16 protein-coding genes and 1 pseudogene are annotated in these 20,035 nt (G+C 67.9%); 14 read left to right on the top strand and 3 right to left on the bottom strand.

Annotated features, from left to right (window positions below):
* Window positions 1-9: 9 nt before the first annotated feature.
* From ATE62_RS08275 to ATE62_RS08265, 3 genes are all read right to left on the bottom strand, one after another.
* Complete coding sequence (locus ATE62_RS08275; protein ID WP_058806323.1) at window positions 10-1,131, bottom strand: DUF5938 domain-containing protein; 1,122 nt, start codon at window positions 1,129-1,131, stop codon at window positions 10-12.
* A 31-nt stretch (window positions 1,132-1,162) separates the two neighbouring features.
* The gene (locus ATE62_RS08270; RefSeq protein WP_058806322.1) at window positions 1,163-1,933 is read right to left on the bottom strand and encodes an SDR family NAD(P)-dependent oxidoreductase; all 771 of its coding nucleotides are present in this window, start codon (window positions 1,931-1,933) and stop codon (window positions 1,163-1,165) included.
* A 76-nt stretch (window positions 1,934-2,009) separates the two neighbouring features.
* Window positions 2,010-4,619 (bottom strand): TonB-dependent receptor, encoded by a 2,610-nt coding sequence (locus tag ATE62_RS08265; protein ID WP_231736200.1) that lies wholly within the window; start codon window positions 4,617-4,619, stop codon window positions 2,010-2,012.
* Between the two features lie 168 nt (window positions 4,620-4,787).
* On the opposite strand from ATE62_RS08265, the gene ATE62_RS08260 reads away from it, so the two are divergent.
* The 14 genes and pseudogenes from ATE62_RS08260 (at window position 4,788) to ATE62_RS08195 (ending at window position 19,981) form a co-directional block, all read left to right on the top strand.
* Window positions 4,788-7,451, top strand: coding sequence for a LuxR C-terminal-related transcriptional regulator (locus tag ATE62_RS08260; RefSeq protein WP_058806321.1), 2,664 nt, complete (start codon window positions 4,788-4,790; stop codon window positions 7,449-7,451).
* 176 nt (window positions 7,452-7,627) lie between these two features.
* Window positions 7,628-8,215: a TerD family protein gene (locus ATE62_RS08255; protein ID WP_058806320.1), complete on the top strand. Its 588-nt coding sequence runs from the start codon at window positions 7,628-7,630 to the stop codon at window positions 8,213-8,215.
* A gap of 54 nt (window positions 8,216-8,269) precedes the next feature.
* Window positions 8,270-9,469: pseudogene (locus tag ATE62_RS08250) on the top strand (TerD family protein); the annotation flags it as partial.
* A gap of 39 nt (window positions 9,470-9,508) precedes the next feature.
* Window positions 9,509-10,579: a DUF475 domain-containing protein gene (locus ATE62_RS08245; RefSeq protein ID WP_058806318.1), complete on the top strand. Its 1,071-nt coding sequence runs from the start codon at window positions 9,509-9,511 to the stop codon at window positions 10,577-10,579.
* Window positions 10,580-10,656: 77 nt separating this feature from the next.
* The gene (locus ATE62_RS08240; RefSeq protein WP_058806317.1) at window positions 10,657-11,232 is read left to right on the top strand and encodes a TerD family protein; all 576 of its coding nucleotides are present in this window, start codon (window positions 10,657-10,659) and stop codon (window positions 11,230-11,232) included.
* A 71-nt stretch (window positions 11,233-11,303) separates the two neighbouring features.
* Window positions 11,304-11,885 carry a TerD family protein gene (locus ATE62_RS08235; protein ID WP_058806316.1) on the top strand — a complete coding sequence of 194 codons (582 nt, stop codon included), beginning with the start codon at window positions 11,304-11,306 and terminating at the stop codon, window positions 11,883-11,885.
* Window positions 11,886-11,921: 36 nt separating this feature from the next.
* Entirely contained in the window at window positions 11,922-12,947 is a 1,026-nt protein-coding gene (locus ATE62_RS08230; RefSeq protein ID WP_231736198.1) for an ATP-grasp domain-containing protein, read from the top strand.
* Window positions 12,948-12,960: 13 nt separating this feature from the next.
* Window positions 12,961-14,091 carry a S1C family serine protease gene (locus tag ATE62_RS08225; protein ID WP_058806315.1) on the top strand — a complete coding sequence of 377 codons (1,131 nt, stop codon included), beginning with the start codon at window positions 12,961-12,963 and terminating at the stop codon, window positions 14,089-14,091.
* Between the two features lie 17 nt (window positions 14,092-14,108).
* Window positions 14,109-14,936, top strand: coding sequence for a hypothetical protein (locus ATE62_RS08220; RefSeq protein WP_058806314.1), 828 nt, complete (start codon window positions 14,109-14,111; stop codon window positions 14,934-14,936).
* 77 nt (window positions 14,937-15,013) lie between these two features.
* Entirely contained in the window at window positions 15,014-16,162 is a 1,149-nt protein-coding gene (locus tag ATE62_RS08215) for a phosphoribosyltransferase domain-containing protein (RefSeq protein WP_058806313.1), read from the top strand.
* A 4-nt stretch (window positions 16,163-16,166) separates the two neighbouring features.
* Window positions 16,167-16,907, top strand: coding sequence for a sucrose-6-phosphate hydrolase (locus ATE62_RS08210; RefSeq protein ID WP_197411588.1), 741 nt, complete (start codon window positions 16,167-16,169; stop codon window positions 16,905-16,907).
* Window positions 16,908-16,911: 4 nt separating this feature from the next.
* The gene (locus tag ATE62_RS08205; protein ID WP_058806311.1) at window positions 16,912-18,030 is read left to right on the top strand and encodes a cysteine protease StiP family protein; all 1,119 of its coding nucleotides are present in this window, start codon (window positions 16,912-16,914) and stop codon (window positions 18,028-18,030) included.
* Window positions 18,027-18,929, top strand: a complete 903-nt coding sequence (locus ATE62_RS08200; protein ID WP_058806310.1) for an HpcH/HpaI aldolase/citrate lyase family protein — start codon at window positions 18,027-18,029, stop codon at window positions 18,927-18,929. Before ATE62_RS08205 ends, ATE62_RS08200 begins: the two co-directional genes overlap by 4 nt.
* Window positions 18,926-19,981 carry a toxic anion resistance protein gene (locus ATE62_RS08195; protein ID WP_058806309.1) on the top strand — a complete coding sequence of 352 codons (1,056 nt, stop codon included), beginning with the start codon at window positions 18,926-18,928 and terminating at the stop codon, window positions 19,979-19,981. The genes ATE62_RS08200 and ATE62_RS08195 overlap by 4 nt, the downstream gene beginning before the upstream one ends.
* The last annotated feature ends 54 nt before the right edge of the window (window positions 19,982-20,035 follow it).

Here is a 20,035-nt window from a genome sequence, read left to right as displayed (position 1 = left end):
CCCACCTCCTCAGTCGTTGACCGTGACGATCGGTTTCAGCACCAGCCCGAACTGGCGCAAGGTGCCGAGGATCTCGCGATGCCCGAAGGCCTGGCACGCCGAAGCGAAGCCGGTACGGCGCGGCGCCTGCTGGAGCAGGTTGGCGGCGGCCCAGGCCTGCATCAGCCCGGTCTGCTTATAGTTGCAATTGCCGTGAAGCAGCACATGGACGCGGCCGAGCGGACCCGAGGCATAGACCGAATCGATGCTGGTGTTGAGCCGCGGATTCTCGCGCGGCGGCATGTCGCCCTGCACCGATTCGGCCATCTTGGCGAGCGCCGCCTCCTGTTCCTTGAACGGCAGCGGCTTGATGTCGGTGTCGATCATCTTGGTCATATTGACCACATTGTCCATCACCTCGCGCGCGAAGACGCCGCCATAGACCTTGACCGTGGAGACGCGCGGATCGTTCTTGAACCACAAGGGATGCGAGGTGCCGCCCCACGGCAGGGTGAGCGCGGTGGCGTGCTGGCCGGGGACCTGGCACTCGGTCGTCGTCAGCGTCGGCCACTGCACATATTGGTTGTTCTCGAGATAATACCAGTCGGCCTTGAGGATGGTGAAGATCGTCTGGACCGAGGCATAAGTGGGAAAACCCTTCCACAGCACGAGCATGTCGAGCGTGTCGAGCCCGGGCATCGTCTCGAGCGCGATATTCGCGGCGATCTCGCCGGTGGTGTACATATGCGCGACGCAGGGCGAGAGCAGCAGGCCCTTCTTCGCGAAGGCGTCGCCCCATTTTTCCTGCGCCAGCATCATCCAGTCCTGCTCGCCGGTGGTGTCGAGATAATGGCAGCCCGCGGCCAGGCACGCCTCGACCGCCTCGGGGCCATATTTGATGAAGGGGCCGACCATGTTGCACACGACGCTCGCGCCCTTGAACAGCTTCGTCAGCGCCGCGACATCATGCTCGACCTCGGCGACTTCATAGTCGGCGGTTTCGATGCCCGGGACCTTGTCCATCACTTCCTGCACGCGCTTCTTGTCGCGCCCCGCGGCGATGAAGGGGATGCCCAGCTCGCGCAGATATTCGCAGACGAGGCGCCCGGTGTAGCCCGATGCGCCATAGACGATGACCGGTTTCTTGCTCATGTCCTCTTCCCTTTTCGTTGATTTGTCAGCGTCAGACCGCGGTGTAGCCGCCGTCGACGATCAGTTCGTTGCCGCACATGTACGCCGCGTCGTCGCTCGCCAGGAACAGCAGCGGCCGCGCGATCTCGTACGGCGTCGCCATGCGTCCCATCGGGATCGCGGCGGCGGTGGCGGCGGCGAAACCCGCGGCCTCGTCGCCGAGCGCACCGACCGCGTCGACGACGAGCTTGGTCTCGCAATAGCCGGGGTGGAGCGAGTTGATGCGCACCGGCCAGCCCTTGCGCGCGCAATCGACCGCGGCGGCCTTGGTGAACATCGCGACCCCGGCCTTGCTGGCGTTGTATGCGGGGAAGAGCGGCTCGGCGACGTTCGCCGCGATCGAGGCGACGTTGACGATGACGCCGCCCTTGTCCTTCATCGCCTTGATCGCGGCGCGGGTGCCGAGGAACACGCTTTCGAGGTTGACCGCCATCAGCCGCCGCCATTCGGCAAGGCCCGTATCGACGACCGATTTCAGGAAACCCATGCCGGCGTTGTTGACGAGGATGTCGAGCCCGCCGTCGCGCGCGGCGATATCGGCGATCAGCGCGTCCCACGCCGCTTCGTCGGCGACGTCCTGCCGCCGCGCTTCGGCCTTCAGCCCTTCGCCGCGGATCGCCGCCGCCGCCGCCTCGGCTTCATCGAGGTCGATATCGGTGATCGTCACCGACGCCCCCTCGCGTGCGAATTCCTGCGCCGCGGCGAGGCCGATGCCGCGCGCGGCGCCGGTGATCAGCACGCTCTTTCCCGTAAAACGCATCATGACATGATCCTTGGCTCAAAGGGGGTAGGGCCGACGGGCGGGAGGAGGATTGCCCGCCGACCCCGGGGGCGACCCGTCAGAATTTCACCGTCGCCTCGACGCCATAGGTGCGCGGCATGCCGCGGTTCAGATAGTCGAGCCCGAACACGTCGATGTTGAGCCCGTAGGTGTAATAATATTTGTTGGTCAGGTTCTTGACCCACGCGCTGACCGAGAAGCTGTCCTTCTGATAGGTCAGGCGGCTGTTGAGCAGCCAGTAGGACGGATTGCCGCAGGTGAAGGCGGTCCCCGCCGGGCGGATCGCGCCGGGCGCGCCGGGCTTGTCGCACGGATCGAGCCCGTAATCGCCGAACGAGTCGAAATAATATTTGCCCATATAATTGGCGTCGCCGCGCAGCGTCAGCTTGCCGGCATTGCTGTCGAACACGTCCCATTCGAAACCCGCGGTGAAGGTCGTCTCCGGCGCGTTGGGGAAGCTGTTGCCGTTGACGTTGCGCGTGAACTGCGTCGCGGGATCGGCGGGATCGACGACATTGCCCTTATACTTGCTGTTGAGCAGCCCGAGCGTCGCGTCGAGGCGGAGCGAATCTGCCGCCTGCACCGTCAGCTCGGCCTCGCCACCATAGACGCGGCCGTTGGCGCTGCGGGTGAAGGTCGTCGCGCCGACGACCTGCGTCGTCTGCTGGTTCGAATAGTCGTAATAGAAGCCCGCGAGGTTGAGCTGGACGCGGCGGTCGAGGAAGCGCGTCTTGAGCCCGCCTTCATAGGCGTTCACCTGCTCGGGCTTGATATAATAGACCTGGTTCGTGCCTTGGTAGGCGAGGCCGTTGTAGCTGCCGCTGCGATAGCCGCGGCTATATTGCAGATAACCCATCACGTCGTCGGCGAACTTGTAGCTGACGTTGACGCGCCCGGTCAGCCGGTTCGCCTTGCTGCTGAGGTTCATCGTCGGCAAATTGGGATTATAGGGGTTGCTGTACGGGATCAGGTTCACCACCGGGGTGGTGCCGTCGAGGCTGTACAGGATCGTGCTGCCGTTCCGGAACTTCACCTTGTCCATCGTGTAGCGCAGGCCCACCGCGATGGTCAGCGCGTCGGTCGCTTTCCAGGTGACGTCGCCGTAGATCGCCTTCGAGGGCCGCTGGATGTCGAATTTCTGCGAGCCCAGGATCGGGGTGAAGGGCGGCGCGCCCGCGGCGCGGCACGCGGCCGAGATCGCCCCGCCGAAGCCGCCGCCGCCCGAATTGTTGAGCTGGATGTCGGTCAGGAGCGCGATCAGCGAGCGCGCGTCGAGGAAGCCGTTGGGATTGACCGCGACCGGCGCGCAACTCGCGGGATTGGTCGGGTCGAGCGCCGGATTGGCGGCGAAGGCGGGAACGATGCCGATCGAGTCGGGCGTCGCGACCGCGGCGTTGTTGTAGCTGCCGGGCAGCCCCGCGCCGAGCAGCAGCGGGCGGATCACGCCGAAGAAGTCGGGCTCGTTCGATGTCTTGACCGTGTCCTTGCCGTAATAGAGGCCCGCAATGACGTCGAGGCTGTCGTCCGAATAGGCGAGGCGGAAGTCCTGGTTGAAATTCTTGCTGCGCGAGCGGAAGCGGATCGCGCAGAGGTCGTTCGGCGAGCCGTCGCAGTCATTGGGGTCGATCGCATAGCGGCCCTTGTCGAAGCCGGTGATCGAGGTGAGCGTCACAGTGTCGCTGGCCTCGTAGCTGATGTTGAGCGCGGCGCCCTGCGAGCGGGTATAATAGGTGCCGCCGGTGTCCGCCGACACCTCGTTGCGGCGCAGCGCCCGCCCGCCGTTTTGCGCGGGGTCGAAGCGCGAATAGCCGAGCGCGTCGCGATTGCCCGCGAGCTGGCCGATCGCATAGGCGTTGGCGCCGAGCGGATCGTCCTTCGCGGCATAGAATTTGAGGTTGATGTCGAGCCGGTCGGTCGGTTTCCAGCGGATCGCGATGCGGCCGCCGATCGTGTCGGTGGTGCCGACATGGCGGTTCTGCGCGGGGTTGAACTGCCAGCCGTCGCCCTTCGAGCGGGTGCCCGCGACCCGGATGCCGAGCACGTCGGGAACCAGCGTGAATTCGGCGGCGCCCTGCACCGTCTTGGTGTCGTAATTGCCGTACCCCAGCGTCAGATAGCCGTTGTTGCCGTCGAGCTCGGGCTTGCGGGTGAAGAAGCTGACCGCGCCGCCGGTGGTGTTGCGGCCATAGAGTGTGCCTTGCGGCCCGCGCAGCACCTCGACGCGGTCGATGTCGTAGAGCTGCTGGCCGTGGCTGGCGCGGAAGCTCTGATAGACTTCGTCGACATAGACCCCGACCGGCGAAGCCGTGGACGCCGAAAATTCGTTCGCGACCGAAATGCCGCGCAGCGCGAAATTGGGCTGGGTGTTGCCATAGGGGCTGGTGACCTGGAGGCTGGGCACCGCGCCCATCAGGTCGGAGGTCTCGGTGATCCCGCGGCTTTCGAGCGCGTCGCCGCCGATGGCGGACACCGCGACGGGGACGTCCTGCAGATTCTGCGCGCGCTTCTGCGCCGTGACGACGATCTCGGCGATCCCGCCGCTGTCGGCCTCCGCCGCGGCGGCGTCGGCCGGCGCATCGGCCGGCGCGTCCTGGGCAAGGGCGGGGGCGTGCCAGCCGACCAGCATGGTGGTGGACAGGCAGGTCGCCAGAAAAGCCTTGTTGATCATATCGTCTCTCCCACGGCTCGCGGCCCGTCGATGCGAGGCCGTCGATGGGGAGAGGCTATGGCGGAGCCGGGCGGCGTCATAGCCGAGGCGGCGGGGGGAGCGATGGGGGGGACGCTTGCCGCGGGCGCCGCATGGCTATAGCCATGGGGTTCAGATGGAGGGCGAGACATGACCATCCAACCGGGATCGAGGACCGAGGCCAAGGCGCATCTGCGCGTCGTGGGGGATCATGCCCGCGCGGCGCCGGTGCCGCCCAAATATCGCCCGCCGCGTTTCCCGGCCGATCTCGTCGGCCTCGACCGTGCCGCCCTATGGCTGGACCGGCTCGCGCAGCGCGAGCTCGCGCTGGTGCGGGCACCCATGGGTTACGGCAAGACCGCTTTCGCCGCCGCACTGTTCGCCGAGGCGAAGACCGCGGGCTGGCGCGCGGGCTGGGTCTCGTTCGCCGCCGACGACGATGGCCCGGCGGCGGCTTCGCATATCGCGGCAGCAGTGCACCTCGCGTGCGGCCGCGCGCCTCAATCGGGGGGAGCGGATAGGTCCGGGCCCGACCTCGCGGCCGAACTGGCCGAGGCGATTGACGCCGACGACCGGCCGCTCCTGCTGATCCTCGACGACGCCGACTGGCTCGCCGACGCGCGCGCGACCGAATTGCTCGACGCCGTGCTCCGCCACCCGCCCGCGCAACTGCATCTCGTCCTGACCGGCCGTACCGCCCCCACGGTTGCCGTCGACACGGTCGAGCGCCGCGGCATGGCGCTGCGGATCGGCTCGGCCGAGCTGGGGCTGGACGATGCGGCGGCGAGCGCTTTCCTTTCCGCCGCGGGTGCGTCGCTCGAGGCTCAAGACGCCGCTCGACTGCATGAATTGCTCGAAGGCTGGCCCGCCGGGCTCAGGCTCGCGGCGCAGTGCCCCGAACTGCTGAAGGGAGGCGATTTTGCCGGCCTGCTCGCGCGCATCGATGTCTTCCTCGCGCAGGTGGTCGACGGCCTGCCCGATGCCTCGCGCCTGTTACTTCAGCGCTGCGCGGTCGCGCCGCGCCTCGATGCTCAACTCGCGCGCCTGCTAAGTGGCGATGGAGGTAGCAGCGACCGGCTGCGCGATCTGGCGGGGCAGGGGCTCTTCGTCGAAGCCGGCGAAGACGGTGCGTCATACCGGCTGCACCCCGCGTTTCGCGCCGCACTGCGCCGCCGCCTCGATCGCGCCGAACCCGGCCGTGCCGCGCAACTGCACTGCGCAGCCGCGCGCTATTATGCCGCCGCGGGGCTGACCGCCGAGGCGATCGAGCAGGCGCTGGCGGCCGCAGATTTCGAGCAGGCCGGCGCGCTCATTGCCGCCGCCGCGATGCCGATGATCGAAAGCGGCCATATCGAGCAGGCCGGCGACTGGATCGCCGCGCTCCCCGCCGGGACCATCGCCGCCAGCCTCGACCTCGGCCGCGCGCGCGCGTGGCTCGCGGTGCTGGGCGGGCAGGACGAGGGCGGTTTCGAAGCCGCGGGTGCCGACGCGCCCGCACTCGACCTGCTCCACCGCGCTTACGCCGCCGACGGGCTCGATCAGGCCGTCGAGGCCTGCGACCAGTTGCTCGCCGCGCCGGTCGAACTCTCGGATTTCGCTGCATCAATGCTGCATGCGACGCTGGCGCATGGCGCGCTGAAGCGCGGGCTGTTCGGGCTGGTCCACGACGCCGTGCGGCCACTGCTGCTGCGCGGTCGCGGGCGCCCGCTCGACCTGCCGCTGGCGCTCGCGATCACCGCCAGGGCTGCCGCCGCGCGGGCGCAGGCGCAGCTCGGCGAAGCCGAGCGGATGCTGCGCGATGCGCCGCAGGGCGCGGAACAGGGGCTCGCGACGGCGCTGGTCGACGCAGCGCTGGCGCGCTGCTGCTACGAGCGCGAGGATTTCAATACCGCAGCCATGCTCGCGGCCCGCGCGCTCCCCCAGCTCGACAACGCCTGTTTCCAGGACGCGTTGCTCAACGCCTATCTCGTCGCGATCCGCACCGCGGCGGGCGCCGAGCAGGCCGATCGCGCCGCGGCGCTGATCGACCGCGCCGAACTTGTCGCCTTCGATCGCGGCTGGGCGCCGCTCAAGGCGCTGTGCGTCGTCGAGCGCGCGCGGCTGCGGTTGCCGCAGACGGTCGATCCCGAGGCGGTGGTGGCCACCGCCGACGAGGAAGCGGCGGTGCTCGATCCGCTGTCGGCGCCCGGCCGCGCCTTCGCGCTGCTCGCCGAAATGCGGGCCTATGAGGCGATCGCCGCCGGGGACCGCCCGCGGCTGACGCGCGTCGCGGCACTGCTGCTCCAGCTCGCGTCGAGCGCCGACGATGCCGAGCTGCGCACATCGGCAACGCTGTTCAACATATTGCCGCAGCTCAGCGGCCGCTGCGACAAGATGGTCGAATTGGAGACGGTACGCTTCCTCAACCACGCCGCCAGCGTCGGCTTCCGCCGCACGATCGTCGACGTGCTCGACGTCACCGGGGTGCGCGCGGTGCAGAATTTCTGCAGCGAGGCCTATGCCTCGGGCTGTTTTCTCGCGCTGCTGCGCCTCGCCGAGCCCTCGCGCCGCAACCCCGCGCTCGAGGGCGGGCACGGTGCCGCGCCGGGCGAGGCCTTCTCCTTCCTTACCGAGCGCGAGATCGAGATATTGAGCGCGCTCAACGCCGGCGAGTCGAACAAGGAAATCGCCCGCACGCTGCAACTCGCGCCCGAGACGGTGAAGTGGCACCTCAAGAATGTGATGCGCAAATTGCGCGCGGGGACGCGCGAGGAGGCGGTACTCAACGCCTCGACGCTGGGGCTCAAGCTGATCGAGCCGGGCGCGCGGCATTAAAACGGCGCGTGCCGGCGCGTAAATCCCGCCGCCAAAACCTCTGCTTAACCACATGAGTTACAGAATTATTTCGCCGATTAGTCGCATCGGTGACCGCCGACAAAGATATGGACAGGCCGGGGGGCGGTTTATATCAGTCGGACTCCCGTGGATGTCCGTCGGTGGAGGAGAGACAAGTGGCCATTTCGCTCAACAAGAATTCGAGTGTCAGCCTGTCGAAGGAAGCCGGCGGCAGCGGGCTCACCCGCATCGCGCTCGGCGTGGGCTGGGACATGGCCCCGGCAAAGGGTTTCTTCGCCAAGCTCGCGGGCGGCAACGAAGAGATCGACCTCGACGCCTCGTGCCTCGTGTTCGACGGCGGCGGCAATATCGTCGACGTCGTGTGGTTCCAGAAACTGACCAGCGACGACGGCTCGATCCGCCACAGCGGTGACAATCTCACCGGCGAGGGCGACGGCGACGACGAGACGATCATGATCGACCTGACGCGCCTGCCGTCGAACGTCGAGACGCTCGTGCTCACCGTCACCAGCTTCCGCGGCCAGACCTTCGACAAGGTCGCCAACGCCTTCGGTCGCGTCATCGACTTGTCGACCAACCGCGAACTCGCGCGCTACGACATCAGCGAGAGCGGCAGCTATACCGGGCTGATCCTCGCCTCGTTGAAGCGCAGCGGCGGCGAATGGATCTACAAGGCGCTGGGCGAACGCGCGCAGGGCGTGCATGTCCAGCAGCTCGCCGACCAGTCGCGCAGCCTGATCTGATCCGTCAAACTCAACGATCCGCGTCGCGGCGAAGCCGCGACGGCAAGGGGGGCATCGATGCAATTGCAAAAGGGTGAAAAGCGCGGCCTCGCCGATCTCGGCGTCGGCAACCGCTGCGAAGTCGTGGTATCCTTCGGCCTCGCGGGGGTGGATATCGCGGCCTTCGGGCTCAACGCCGAGCGCAAGATCGGCGACGACCGTTATGTCGTGCTCTTCTCCAACCCGCGCACGCCCGAGGGGGCGATCAGCCTGTCGCCCTCGTCGGACAAGGCGGTGTTCGCGGTCGACCTCGACGCGCTGCCCGCCAGCATCGACCGTATCGTCTTCACCGCGACGCACGACGACCGCTCGATCGCCGATGCCAGGCCGCTGCTCGTCTCGATCGACGGCGGCAAGGCCGAGTTCAACGTCGCCGAGCATCTCACCAACGAAAAGGCGGTGATGATGGTCGAATTCTACCGCCACAGCTCGGGCTGGAAATGCGGGACGATCGCCGCGGGCTTTGCCGGCGGCCTCGCGAGCCTGATCGGCCATTTCGGTGGCGAGGTGGCCGATGCGCCGGCTCCCGCTCCCGCCCCGGCGCCCGCGCCCGCCCCGGCTCCCGCGCCTGCGCCCGCTCCGGCCCCTGCGCCTGCGCCGTCGGCACCGGTCAGCCTCAAGAAGATCACGCTCGAAAAATCGAGCCCCAGCGTCAGCCTCAAGAAGACCGGCTCGACCTTCGGCGAGATCGTGCTCAACCTCAACTGGAGCCAGCCCGAACAGAAGCGCGGCTTCTTTGGCGGCGGGCCCAAGAATATCGACCTCGATCTCGGCGTGCTGTTCGAACTGCAGGACGGCTACAAGGGCGTGATCCAGGCGCTGGGCCGCGCGTTCGGCGACTTCCACCGCGAACCCTTCATCCAGCTGTCGGGCGACGACCGCACCGGCGCGGTTTCGGCGGGCGAGACGATCCGCGTCAACGGGCAATATTTCGACCATATCAAGCGGATCGCGGTGTTCGCGCTGATCTACGACGGGGTTCCCAACTGGAACAAGACCGACGGCGTCGTGCGCATGACGATCCCCGGCCAGCCCGAGATCGAGGTCCGCCTCGACGAAGGGCGCGACAATTGCCGGCTGTGCGGCATCGCAATCCTCGATAACGAGGGCGGCAGCCTGAAGATGCAGCGCCACATGCGCTATTACCGTGACCAGAAGGAATATGCCGACGACATCGGCATCTTCCTGCGCTGGGCCGCGGGTTCGAAAGACTGATTTTTAAGGACCGCTGCGGCGGGAAGGGGACGAATTTCGATGTTCAAACATTTTGGCGGTTCGCTGCTATTCACCGTGGTGGCGCTCGCATTGGGCGCTTGGTACGGCTGGGAGCTCACCGGCACGGTCGACGGGGTGCTCGGCATCGTGTGGATCTGTATCGTGCTCTCGGTGCTCGAGGTCTCGCTCTCGTTCGACAATGCCGCGGTCAACGCCTCGGTCTTGAAGGACATGGACCCGGTCTGGCAGCAACGCTTCCTCACCTGGGGTATCGCGATCGCGGTGTTCGGGATGCGCATCGTCTTCCCGCTCGTGATCGTGATGGTCGCGGCGGGCCTCGGCCCGATCGAGGCGTTCAAGCTCGCGCTCAACGAGCCCCAGGAATATCAGCGCATCGTCAGCGACGCGCATATCGGCCTGATGGGCTTCGGCGGCGCCTTCCTCGGCATGGTCGGCCTCAAATATTTCTTCGATTCCGATAAGGAAGTCGACTGGATCGCAGCGATCGAACGGCCGCTCGCCAAGGTCGCCGACATCGACGCGGTGGCGATCGGGCTGGTCCTGCTCGGCACCTGGCTCACCTCGACGATGCTGTCCGACGCCGACGCGCTGGTCTTCATCATCGCGGCGATCGGCGGCCTCCTGACCTTCATCGTGGTCGAGATCGTCAACCATGTGCTCGAACCCCCGACGCCGACCACCGGCCAGGTGGCGAAGGCCGGCTTCGGTGCCTTCCTCTACCTCGAAGTGCTCGACGCCAGCTTCTCGTTCGATGGCGTGATCGGGGCGTTCGCACTCACCAACAACCTGATCATCATCGCCATCGGCCTCGGCATCGGCGCGATGTTCGTGCGTTCGATGACGATCTTCCTCGTCCGCAAGGGCACGATGTCCGAATATCGCTACCTCGAGCATGGCGCCTTCTATGCCATCCTCGCGCTGGCGGTGATCATGTACATCAACACCTTCCAGCATATTCCGGAGGTGATCACCGGGCTGATCGGTGCGGTGCTGATCGGCATCGCCTTCTGGTCCTCGGTGCGCTGGAACCGCGCCAACCCCGACGGGGACGGCGCGGACGAGGGCGAGGCCGAAACCGCAAGGGCTTGAAGATAACGGGGACGCAATATCGGGGGATGGCCGGACGGTCCGGCCATTCCAACCAGCAACGGAAAGGATGAAACTCCATGGCAATTTCTCTTTCAAAGGGCGGCAACGTCAGCCTGTCGAAGGAATCGCCCGGCCTCGACGAGGTCATGGTCGGCCTCGGCTGGGACGTCCGCGCCACCGACGGGCAGGATTTCGACCTCGACGCCTCGGCCTTCCTGTTGAAGGGCGACGGCAAGGTCCGCTCGGACGGCGACTTCTGCTTCTATAACAACAAGGACATCGGCGGCGCCGTGGTCCACCAGGGCGACAACCGCACCGGCGAAGGCGATGGCGACGACGAGCAGATCAAGATCGTGCTGTCGAAGGTCCCCGCCGACGTCGAGAAGGTCGCGGTCGCGGTCACCATCCACGACGGCGAATCGCGCGGCCAGACCTTCGGCCAGGTCTCGAACGCCTTCATCCGCCTGGTCGACAACAAGACCGGCACCGAAATCGTGCGCTATGACCTGGCGGAAGACGCTTCGGTCGAAACCGCGCTGATCCTCGGCGAAGTCTATCGCAACGCCGGCGAATGGAAGTTCCGCGCCGTCGGTCAGGGCTTCAAGGGTGGCCTCGGCCCGCTCGCCAGCAACTTTGGCGTCAACATCGGTTGACGCGGATATAGGAAGGGACCGGCCGACAAGGGTCGGCCGGTCCCTTCCCAAGGATTTGAAAGGACGCGGACATGGCAGTGTCATTGAGCAAGGGCGGCAATGTGTCGCTCAGCAAGGAAGCGCCCGGCCTGTCGGCGGTGACCGTGGGGCTCGGCTGGGACGTGCGCCAGACCGACGGCGCGGCCTTCGACCTCGACGCCTCGGCGTTCGTTCTCGGCGCCAACGACAAGGTGCTGAGCGACGCGCATTTCATCTTCTACAACAATAAGTCCTCGCCCGACGGCGCGGTCGTCTATGGCGGCGACAACCGCACCGGCGAGGGCGCGGGCGACGACGAGACGGTGAAGGTCGACTTCGGTCGCCTCGGCGCCGATGTGAAGAAGGTCGTCGTCGCGGTCACGATCCACGAGGGCCAGGAGCGGAAACAGAATTTCGGCTCGGTCTCGAACGCCTATGCGCGCGTGATCAACGACGCCGACGGCAAGGAACTCGCGCGCTTCGACCTCTCCGAAGACGGCAGCATGAACACCTCGCTGATCTTCGTCGAGCTGTATCGCGGTCCGCAGGGCGACATCAAGGTCAAGGCGATCGGCGAGGGCTGGGAAAGCGGTCTTTCGGGTCTCGCCGGCAGTATGGGCGTCAACCTTGGCTGATCGCGTGCCCGGCCTTAGCGGGACCGCGGTCCCGGCATGCCGGGCGCGATGATGCGTATCTGGTTCAATCGCGGTTTTTCGCTCGCGCCGATCGCGGGGCTGATGCGCGCCGCCGATCCCTCGCTCGAGGTCTGTATCAGCGTGGGGCCGCACGCGGCGCGCTATCCAGGCCCGACCGCGACCTGGATCGACGGCGGTTCGGCCGATGCGCCCGCCGACGACCGCGACGCCTATCTGGCGTGGGTGCGCGAGACGATCGCGCGCGAGGGCATCGACCTCTTCATCCCGACGCGCCATCGCAAGCTGATCGCGGCGGCGGAACTGCCGTGCCGCGTGCACCTGCCCGCCGACATGGCGACGCTCGCGCTGCTCGACGACAAATACGGCTTCGCCGAGGCGCTGGCGGGCGAGGAGCATCACCTGCCGACGCATCTGGCGCAGAGCAGCGGCGAGCTCGCCGAGCTGCTGGCGCGCTGGCCCGACGACGGGTCGAGCCCCTGCGTCAAGCCGCGGCAGGGGGTCAACGGCCTCGGCTTCTGGCGCCTGATGGACGTCGATCCGATGGCGCACCTCAAGGACCCCGAACGCCGCCGCATCCGCGCCGAGCTCTATGTCGCGGCGCTCGCCGAGCAGGAGGCGCGCGGGCCGATCGACGACATCGTCGTCATGCCCTATCTGCCCGGCCCCGAAATCTCGTTCGACATACTGGCCGACCACGGCCGCCTGCTCAAATATGCCGCGCGCACCAAGATGGCGAACGGCCACCAGCATATCGTCTCGCGCCACCCGCTCGAGGACGCGGTCGCGGCGATCGTCCGGCGCTTCGGCCTCCACGGCCTCGTCAACGCGCAGTTCCGCCGTGCGAACGACGACAGCTGGAAATTGCTCGAGATCAACGCCCGGCCCGCGGGCGGGGTCGTCTATGCCGACCAGGTCGGCTGCCGCCTCGTCGCCGACTGGGCGGGCTTGCTCACCGGCCGGCTGACCCCGGAGACCATCGACCGGCGCGCGATCGACAGCGAAGTGTCGTTCACGACCGTCGTCCAGGCCGTCGCGGCATGAAGGGGGAGGGGCGATGAACAAGGCGCAACCCGGCGAACGGCTCGCGGTCGACGACAGCAGCGCGTGCACGATCCGCGTCGGCGGGCGCGGCGCCGACCGCGTCGGCATACTCGCGGTCTCGCGCGAGGGCGCTTTCCAGCCGCTCGAAAAGGGAAGCGGCGCGGGCGAGTGGACCTTGTCGGCGATGTCCGACCTCGGCGACCATGCCGAGCTCTTGCTCTACATCGTCGACGACCGCAGCGGTGGCTTCGTCAACGACGCCTATCCGCTCACCGTCGATTTCGGCGGCACCAGCTACGACTTCCCCGCGCCCTTCGACCAGCTCGCTGCGGTCATCATCGCCGAGGCCTATATGCGCAACGGCGCCCGGCGGGTGAAGGTCGCCAACGAAGGCTATACCTTCGGCATCGAGGCCTTCGCGCGCGCACGCAATTTCTCGGTCGATGCGATCCCGGGACGCCAGCGCAGCAGCGGCGGCGGCGGTTCGGGCAATCCGTGGGGCGATCACCGCCCGCCGCCACCGCCGGGCACCTCGCTCGGCTCGGGCAGCGGCGTGCTCGTCGCGCCCGGGGTCGTCGTCACCAACGCGCATGTGATCGAGGGCGGCAACGACTTCAAACTCGGCGGCAGCAAGCAGGCGCTGACCATGCTCGCCGTCGACCCGATGCACGACCTCGCGATCCTGCAGGGCGAGGTCCAGGGCACCCCGCTGCCGCTCCGCCATGCATCGCCGATCTGGCTGGGCGAGGCAGTGCTCGCCGCGGGCTATCCGCTGATGGATCTGCTCGGCACCGACCTCAAGGTCTCGACCGGCAATGTCTCGGGGCTCAAGGGCTGGGAGGGCGACGTCGCGCGCTTCCAGTTCACCGCGCCGATCGGCTCGGGCTCGTCGGGCGGCGCGATCCTCGACGAATTCGGCAATCTCGTCGGCATCACCTCCTCGTCGCTGGCGCACGGAAACCTGCGCGATCGCGGCGCGATCAGCGAGAATGTCAATTTCGGGATCAAGGTCGCGCTGGTGCACGAGATGCTCGCCGCCTCGGGCGTCGATATCCCGGCCACCGGCCTGTCGGAGGACAATAATCGCCGCAACGTCGTGCAGCGGCTGCGCGGCTCGGTGATCAGCATCATCGTTAGCAGCTGAGCCGGACGGCCGCTGCCATGCCTTTGCCCGACCGGCTCGAAGCCATGCTCGACGGCGACGCGATCCGTTTCGCCGACGACCGCGGCAGTCCGCTCGATCCCGCGCTCTACCCCGTCGCGCGCCGCGCGATGAAGGCCGAGATCGCCGAGCTGCTGGCGCAGCATGCCGCCGCGCGCAATGCGCAGATCGACGCGCTGACGGCGCAGCATCACGATGTTCCGGCGGTCCTGCGCGCCGCGCCGCCGGCCGCGGCCAAGCCGCCGCGCGAGGCCTATGCCAGCGACCAGGCGCATATCGAGGCGGTGATGCTGTGGCGCGCCGCGGCCGCCAATACCGGCCCCGCGACCGCGGGCATCGAGGAAAAATTGCTCGCCGCGCTCGGCGACCTGCAATTCGCGCACGAGACCAATGTCGCGCTCGAATTGCGCGGCGACCGGCTGCTCCTCGACGTCGGCCTGCCCGCGATCGAGGCAATGCCGACGAGCCGCTGGGTCGCCAATATCGGCTATGCCGCGCTGATCGCCCGGCCGATGCCGCCAAGGGAGATCGCCGCGCTGTATATGGGCCATGTCGCGTCGCTGATCCTGCGCTTGATCGGGCACAGCTTTTCGGTCAGTAGCGATATCCGTTCGGTCGCGGTCTCCGCTCATACGCAGCGCTGTGGATCCACCGGTCAGCTTGCCGACGAATATGTCGCGGTCGCCGAAATCGATCGCGACGGCTGGAACCAGGTCGATTGCGCCAACATCAGGGCGATCGACCCCGCGGAACTCCTGCGCCGCTTCGGGGCGAGGCTGGAGGCCGATCCGCGGGGGAAGCTGAAAGTCCAGCAGCGCTTGGATTAGGGCGCTTTCGTCGTCGACTGGCCGGCCGGGCCGAAACCGCCATCATGATTTCACCATTTTGAGGAAAAATCGCGTCCATGCTCCAGGAGCTGTCCCAGAAGACGATCATCGACCTTGCGACCGGGCAGCTGGGGCTGGTGACCGCGGAGGATGTCGACCTCGACGCCTATTGCGATTTTGCGGCGCGCGCGAACCCCAAGCGCGGCTTCCTGATCGTCTCGAAAGTCCTCGGCCGCCATCTGCCCGCGCGCCCCGCGGCGATGCGCGAGGCGATGGACGCGATGGCGGCCCGGATCGCCGCCGACCTGCCCGAACCCGTCGCCTTCCTCGGCATGGCCGAAACCGCGACCGCGCTGGGGCAGGGGGTTTTTGCCGCCTGGCAGGCGCGGCATCCGGGGCACGAGGCGGTCTATCTGCAATCGTCGCGTCAGCGCGTGGAAGGCGCCGAGATCGTCGCGCGCTTCGAGGAAGGGCATAGTCACGCGACCTCGCACCTCGTCCAAATCGCCGATCCCGCGATCCGCGCGCTCGCGGCATCCGCTCGTTCGCTGGTGATCGTCGACGACGAATGTTCGACCGGCAAGACCTTCGTGGCCGCGGCCGAGGCGCTGGTTGCCGCGATGCCGCTGGTCGAGCGCATCGAGACCGTGTGCATCACCGACTGGAGCGACCGCGCCTATCTGGACGCGATGCCGCGGCCAAGCGCCGCGCGCGCGATCGTTGAAGGCCGGATGGACTGGACCGCCGCCGCGGTGCCGCCCGCCGTCCCCGAACTGGCGGCAGCCAGCAACACCCCCGGCGCGGCGCCGGCGTCGGGCATGGCGAGCCGCACCGGCCTGCTGGCGTCCGAGGCCGCGACCCGCGCGCCGGTGCGCGCCGCGCCGGGCGAGCGCGTCCTCGTGCTCGGCGAGGGCGAGCATAGCTATGAGGCGCTGCGCGTCGCCGAAGAGGTCGAGCGTAACGGCGGTATCGCCGCGGTCCAGTGCATCACGCGCAGCCCGGCGCTTCTCGGCGGCGCGATGGCCAGCCGCTCGACCTTCGCCGACAGCTATGGCAGCGGCGCGCCCTGCTTCCTCTACAATATGCTCGGCCATGCCCCCGACCGCGTGCTCGTCGTCACCGAAGTCGCCGCCGACCAACAGGCCGAGACCGAGGCCGCGCTCGCCGAACTTGGCTCCGACGTGCCGGTCGAAGTTGTGCTTTGCCATTATGCGGCGGAGGGCTGATCCGATGCGCCCGCTCGTCCTCACCGACCTCGACGACACCTTGTTCCAGACGATGCCCAAATGCCCGCCGGGCATGGAAGGGCTGCGCCAGATGAGCAGCCTGCTCGACGGCAGCCCCAGCGGCTTCGCGACCCCGATGCAGCAGCATTTCCTTGGCTGGCTGCGGGACGGCACCGTCGTGCCCGTGACCGCGCGCGGCCGCGACGTGCTCGCGCGCGTGGCGATCGAACAGGCGCCCGCGATCTGCTCGAACGGCGGCTGCATCGTCGGCGACGACGGCGAGATCGACCGTGTCTGGCACGACCGGCTCGCGGGGGAGGCACTTCGCGTCGATCCCGTCGCCGACGTCTATCGCGCCATCGCCGACCCGCTCTGCACCGTCCGATTCCGCCACTGGATGGTCGAAGAGAATGGCCTCGACCTCTATGTCGTGATCAAGAGCAACGAGCATGACGACCAGGCACTCGCGGTGCTCGAGCAGGAACTGGCACCCCACGTGCCGAAAGACTGGCGCTGCCATCGCAACGGCAACAATCTCGCCTATCTGCCGCCCTGGCTCAGCAAGCGCGTCGCGGTACGCTACCTGATCGACCGCGCGCGGAGCGAGGCGCCCGACCGGCCGGTGATCGGCATCGGCGACAGCGTCTCCGACGTCGGTTTCATGGACCTCTGCGATTTTGCAGTGGTGCCGACGCGCTCGCAGCTGTGGGCGCAGGTCGTCGACGGCAATGGCTGGGTCGATTGACGCGATGACACGCAGCGCCATCTATCTCGACGCGGAAGGGAATTGGAGCTTTTCGGGCTCCTATGACCCGGACGACGTTGTCTTCCTGCTCAATCCCCGGCGGATCGAGCCGGTCGACATCGCCGAGAAGGAGCGGCTGATCCAGTCGGGCGCGCGCCATTATTCCGAAATGCTCTCGGCCGAGGCGGTGCCCGGCGAGGCCTATATGCGCCTCTACCACGCCGCGCTCGCCGCCAATGCCGCGCGCGTCCGCCACGATGTCGAGGTGCTGGCGGCGGCAATCGCCGCGCGCCGCGAAACGGCCGAAAGCTGCGTGATCCTGTCGCTCGCGCGCGCGGGCACGCCGATCGGCATCCTCCTCAAGCGCGCGCTCGTCCGGCGCGGGGTCGCGGCGCATCATTATTCGATCAGCATCATCCGCGGCCGCGGCATCGACACCAACGCGCTCGCCTATGTCGCGCACCGCCACGGCACCGCGAATGCCGTCTTCGTCGACGGCTGGACGGGCAAGGGCGCGATCCGCGGCGAACTCGACCGCTCGCTCGGCGACGGCGCCACCGGTTTCGCGCCCTTCCTCGCGGTGGTAGCCGATCCTGCGGGGGTCGCCGACCTCGCAGCGAGCTTCGACGATTATGTCATCCCCGGGGGGTTGCTCAACGGCATCGTCTCGGGTCTCGTCAGCCGCTCGGTGCTCAACACCGACCTCGTTGGCCCGCACGATTTTCACGCCTGCCTCGCCATGCCCGAACACGCCGCGCGCGACGTCAGCCGCGCCTATATCGATGCGATCGAGGCGGCGGGCGAGTGGCAGGGGAGCGCCGAGCGCCCCTGGTCCGCCGGCGAGGTCGCGACCGTGCGGCAAGGCGCCGCCGACACCATCGCCGAACTCGCCGCCGAAGCCGGGATCACCGACATCAACCGCATCAAGCCTGGCATCGCCGAAGCCACTCGCGCGATCCTGCGCCGTGTGCCAGACCATATCCATGTCCAGCGGCGTGGCGACCCCGACGTCGCGCACATCGTGCTGCTCGCTCGCCAGGCGGGCGTACCGGTGATCGAAAGAAACTTGCGGACCTATCGGGCCGTCACCATTATCAAAGACTTGGGAGCAGAGCAGCAATGAACGCGGTCGAACTGGGTGCCACCCTCTACGTCCCCGCCATCAACCCGACCGCAAAGGCGATCGCCTATGGCGCGATCGACGACCTGCGCTCGGTCGTCATCTGCCTCGAGGATTCGGTGCGCGACGACCAGGTGCCCGCGGCGACCGCCGCGCTGCAGGCGCTGCTCGCGGGTTTCGCCGAGCGCGCGCCGACGCTGTCCATCTATATCCGCCCGCGCAATTTCCCGATGCTGACGCAATTGCTCCACATGGAGGGCATCGACCGTATCGACGGCTTCGTCCTGCCCAAGGTGACGACCCAGTCGCTGCCCGTCTGGCTCACCGCGCTGATGCACGAGCATCACCGCATCATGCCGACGATCGAGGGCGAAGAGGCGTTCGACCGCGCCGCGCTCGCGCGCCTCTGCGACCAGCTCAAGCCCTATGCCGAGCGCGTGTCGGCGGTGCGCATCGGCGGCAACGACATCCTCGGCCTGCTCGGCATCCGCCGCTCGCGCTACCGCACCGCCTACGACGGCCCGCTCGGCAGCGTCATCCGCGACATCACCGGCACCTTCATCCCCAACGGCTTCGGCGTCGCGGCGCCGGTGTTCGAGCATTTCTCCTCGCCCGACGTTCTCCGCCGCGAGGTCGAGCAGGATATCGAGCATGGCCTGCTCACCAAGACCGCGATCCACCCCGAGCAGATATCGATCATCCATTCGGTCTATCGCCCCGACGCGTCCGAAATGGCCGAGGCGCGCGCGATATTGAGCCAGGAGGCGCCCGCGGTGTTCGGCAGCAACGGCAGCATGTGCGAACCCGCGACGCACGCGCCCTGGGCGGGCATGATCGTGCGCCGCGCGCAGGCGCATGGAGTCGCGGGCCCCGAACAGCAGGCCGACGTCCGGGTGGCATGAGCGGGCTCGATCTCGAACCCCCGGCGCCCTCGGCGCCCCCCGCGCGGCCGGCGAGCGGCAGCGAGGTCGCGCTCGACGCTTCGACCGTCGCGCGGCTGAAGGCGGTCGCGCGCGAATTCGCGGGGGCCTTCGTGTCGATCGACCCGCACAGCCCCGAATTCGACAGCAAGGCGGCGCAGATCGCGGCGCTCGGCAGCCGCGAGGTCAAACTGCTCTCCGACCAGGCGCGCGCCACCATGTCGCGCACCGGCAACCGCGACGGTGCGGTCACCGCGGTGCACACGCATCTCGAACGGCTGCGCGCGGTGGTCGAGCGGCTCGACCCCGGCGTGGGCGACGAACTGCTCAAACCGCGGCGCCTGCTCGGGCTCTTCCCCTCGGGCAACCGGCTGACGAGCTATTTCGACCGCTATCGCGACGCCGAGGGCGAGATCGAAGCCGCGCTCGGTGCGCTGGCGGCAAGCCGCGACCTGCTGCTCCAGGACAATATCGCGATCGAGCGCTTCCGCGCCGCGACCTGGCCTTTGCTCGCGAGCCTCGCCGAGGCGGTCGAGATGTCGGGCCACCTCGACGCGCGCTTCGAGAAACTCGCGTCGCAGCTCGATCAGGGCGATCCGAACAAGGCGCAGCGGCTGCGCTCGACCGCGCTGTTCCAGGCGCGCCAGCGCCACGGCGACCTGCTGACGCAAATGGCGGTGTCGCAGCAGGGCTATGCGATGCTCGGCATCATCCAGACCAACAATATCGAGTTGATCAAGGGCATCGACCGCGCCTCGGCGACGACGATCGCCGCGCTGCAGACCGCGATCGTCGCGGCGCAGACGCTGACCAACCAGCGCATGGTGTTGTCGCGCATCGGCGGCGTGACGGCGGCGGCGGGCTCGCTGCTCGAACGCTCGGCGCAGGCCTCGGCCGACGGCAATGCCGGCTTTGCGCTGGACAGCGCCGAGGCGGCCCAACAGGTGGCGGCGCTCCGCGCGGCGTTCGCCGACGTCACCGCCTCGGTCGATGCGCTCGATGGCCAGCATCGTTCGGCGCTGAGCGCGCTTTGACCGCCTTGGAAAGCCCGGTGCGCGCGGCTATGGATGGGGCAGGATGACGGCAGC

The organism is Sphingopyxis sp. HIX, assembly GCF_001468285.1.
Lineage (GTDB): Bacteria > Pseudomonadota > Alphaproteobacteria > Sphingomonadales > Sphingomonadaceae > Sphingopyxis.
This window is presented reverse-complemented; position numbering and strand designations above follow the sequence as displayed.

What these genes read in the sequence shown, in the direction of transcription:
- ATE62_RS08275 (WP_058806323.1), bottom strand. Translation starts at nt 1,131, where the DNA reads ATGAGCAAGAAACCGGTCATCGTCTATGGCGCATCGGGCTACACCGGG.
- ATE62_RS08270 (WP_058806322.1), bottom strand. Translation starts at nt 1,933, where the DNA reads ATGATGCGTTTTACGGGAAAGAGCGTGCTGATCACCGGCGCCGCGCGC.
- ATE62_RS08265 (WP_231736200.1), bottom strand. Translation starts at nt 4,619, where the DNA reads ATGATCAACAAGGCTTTTCTGGCGACCTGCCTGTCCACCACCATGCTG.
- ATE62_RS08260 (WP_058806321.1), top strand. Translation starts at nt 4,788, where the DNA reads ATGACCATCCAACCGGGATCGAGGACCGAGGCCAAGGCGCATCTGCGC.
- ATE62_RS08245 (WP_058806318.1), top strand. Translation starts at nt 9,509, where the DNA reads ATGTTCAAACATTTTGGCGGTTCGCTGCTATTCACCGTGGTGGCGCTC.
- ATE62_RS08240 (WP_058806317.1), top strand. Translation starts at nt 10,657, where the DNA reads ATGGCAATTTCTCTTTCAAAGGGCGGCAACGTCAGCCTGTCGAAGGAA.
- ATE62_RS08235 (WP_058806316.1), top strand. Translation starts at nt 11,304, where the DNA reads ATGGCAGTGTCATTGAGCAAGGGCGGCAATGTGTCGCTCAGCAAGGAA.
- ATE62_RS08230 (WP_231736198.1), top strand. Translation starts at nt 11,922, where the DNA reads ATGCCGGGCGCGATGATGCGTATCTGGTTCAATCGCGGTTTTTCGCTC.
- ATE62_RS08225 (WP_058806315.1), top strand. Translation starts at nt 12,961, where the DNA reads ATGAACAAGGCGCAACCCGGCGAACGGCTCGCGGTCGACGACAGCAGC.
- ATE62_RS08220 (WP_058806314.1), top strand. Translation starts at nt 14,109, where the DNA reads ATGCCTTTGCCCGACCGGCTCGAAGCCATGCTCGACGGCGACGCGATC.
- ATE62_RS08215 (WP_058806313.1), top strand. Translation starts at nt 15,014, where the DNA reads ATGCTCCAGGAGCTGTCCCAGAAGACGATCATCGACCTTGCGACCGGG.
- ATE62_RS08210 (WP_197411588.1), top strand. Translation starts at nt 16,167, where the DNA reads ATGCGCCCGCTCGTCCTCACCGACCTCGACGACACCTTGTTCCAGACG.
- ATE62_RS08205 (WP_058806311.1), top strand. Translation starts at nt 16,912, where the DNA reads ATGACACGCAGCGCCATCTATCTCGACGCGGAAGGGAATTGGAGCTTT.
- ATE62_RS08200 (WP_058806310.1), top strand. Translation starts at nt 18,027, where the DNA reads ATGAACGCGGTCGAACTGGGTGCCACCCTCTACGTCCCCGCCATCAAC.
- ATE62_RS08195 (WP_058806309.1), top strand. Translation starts at nt 18,926, where the DNA reads ATGAGCGGGCTCGATCTCGAACCCCCGGCGCCCTCGGCGCCCCCCGCG.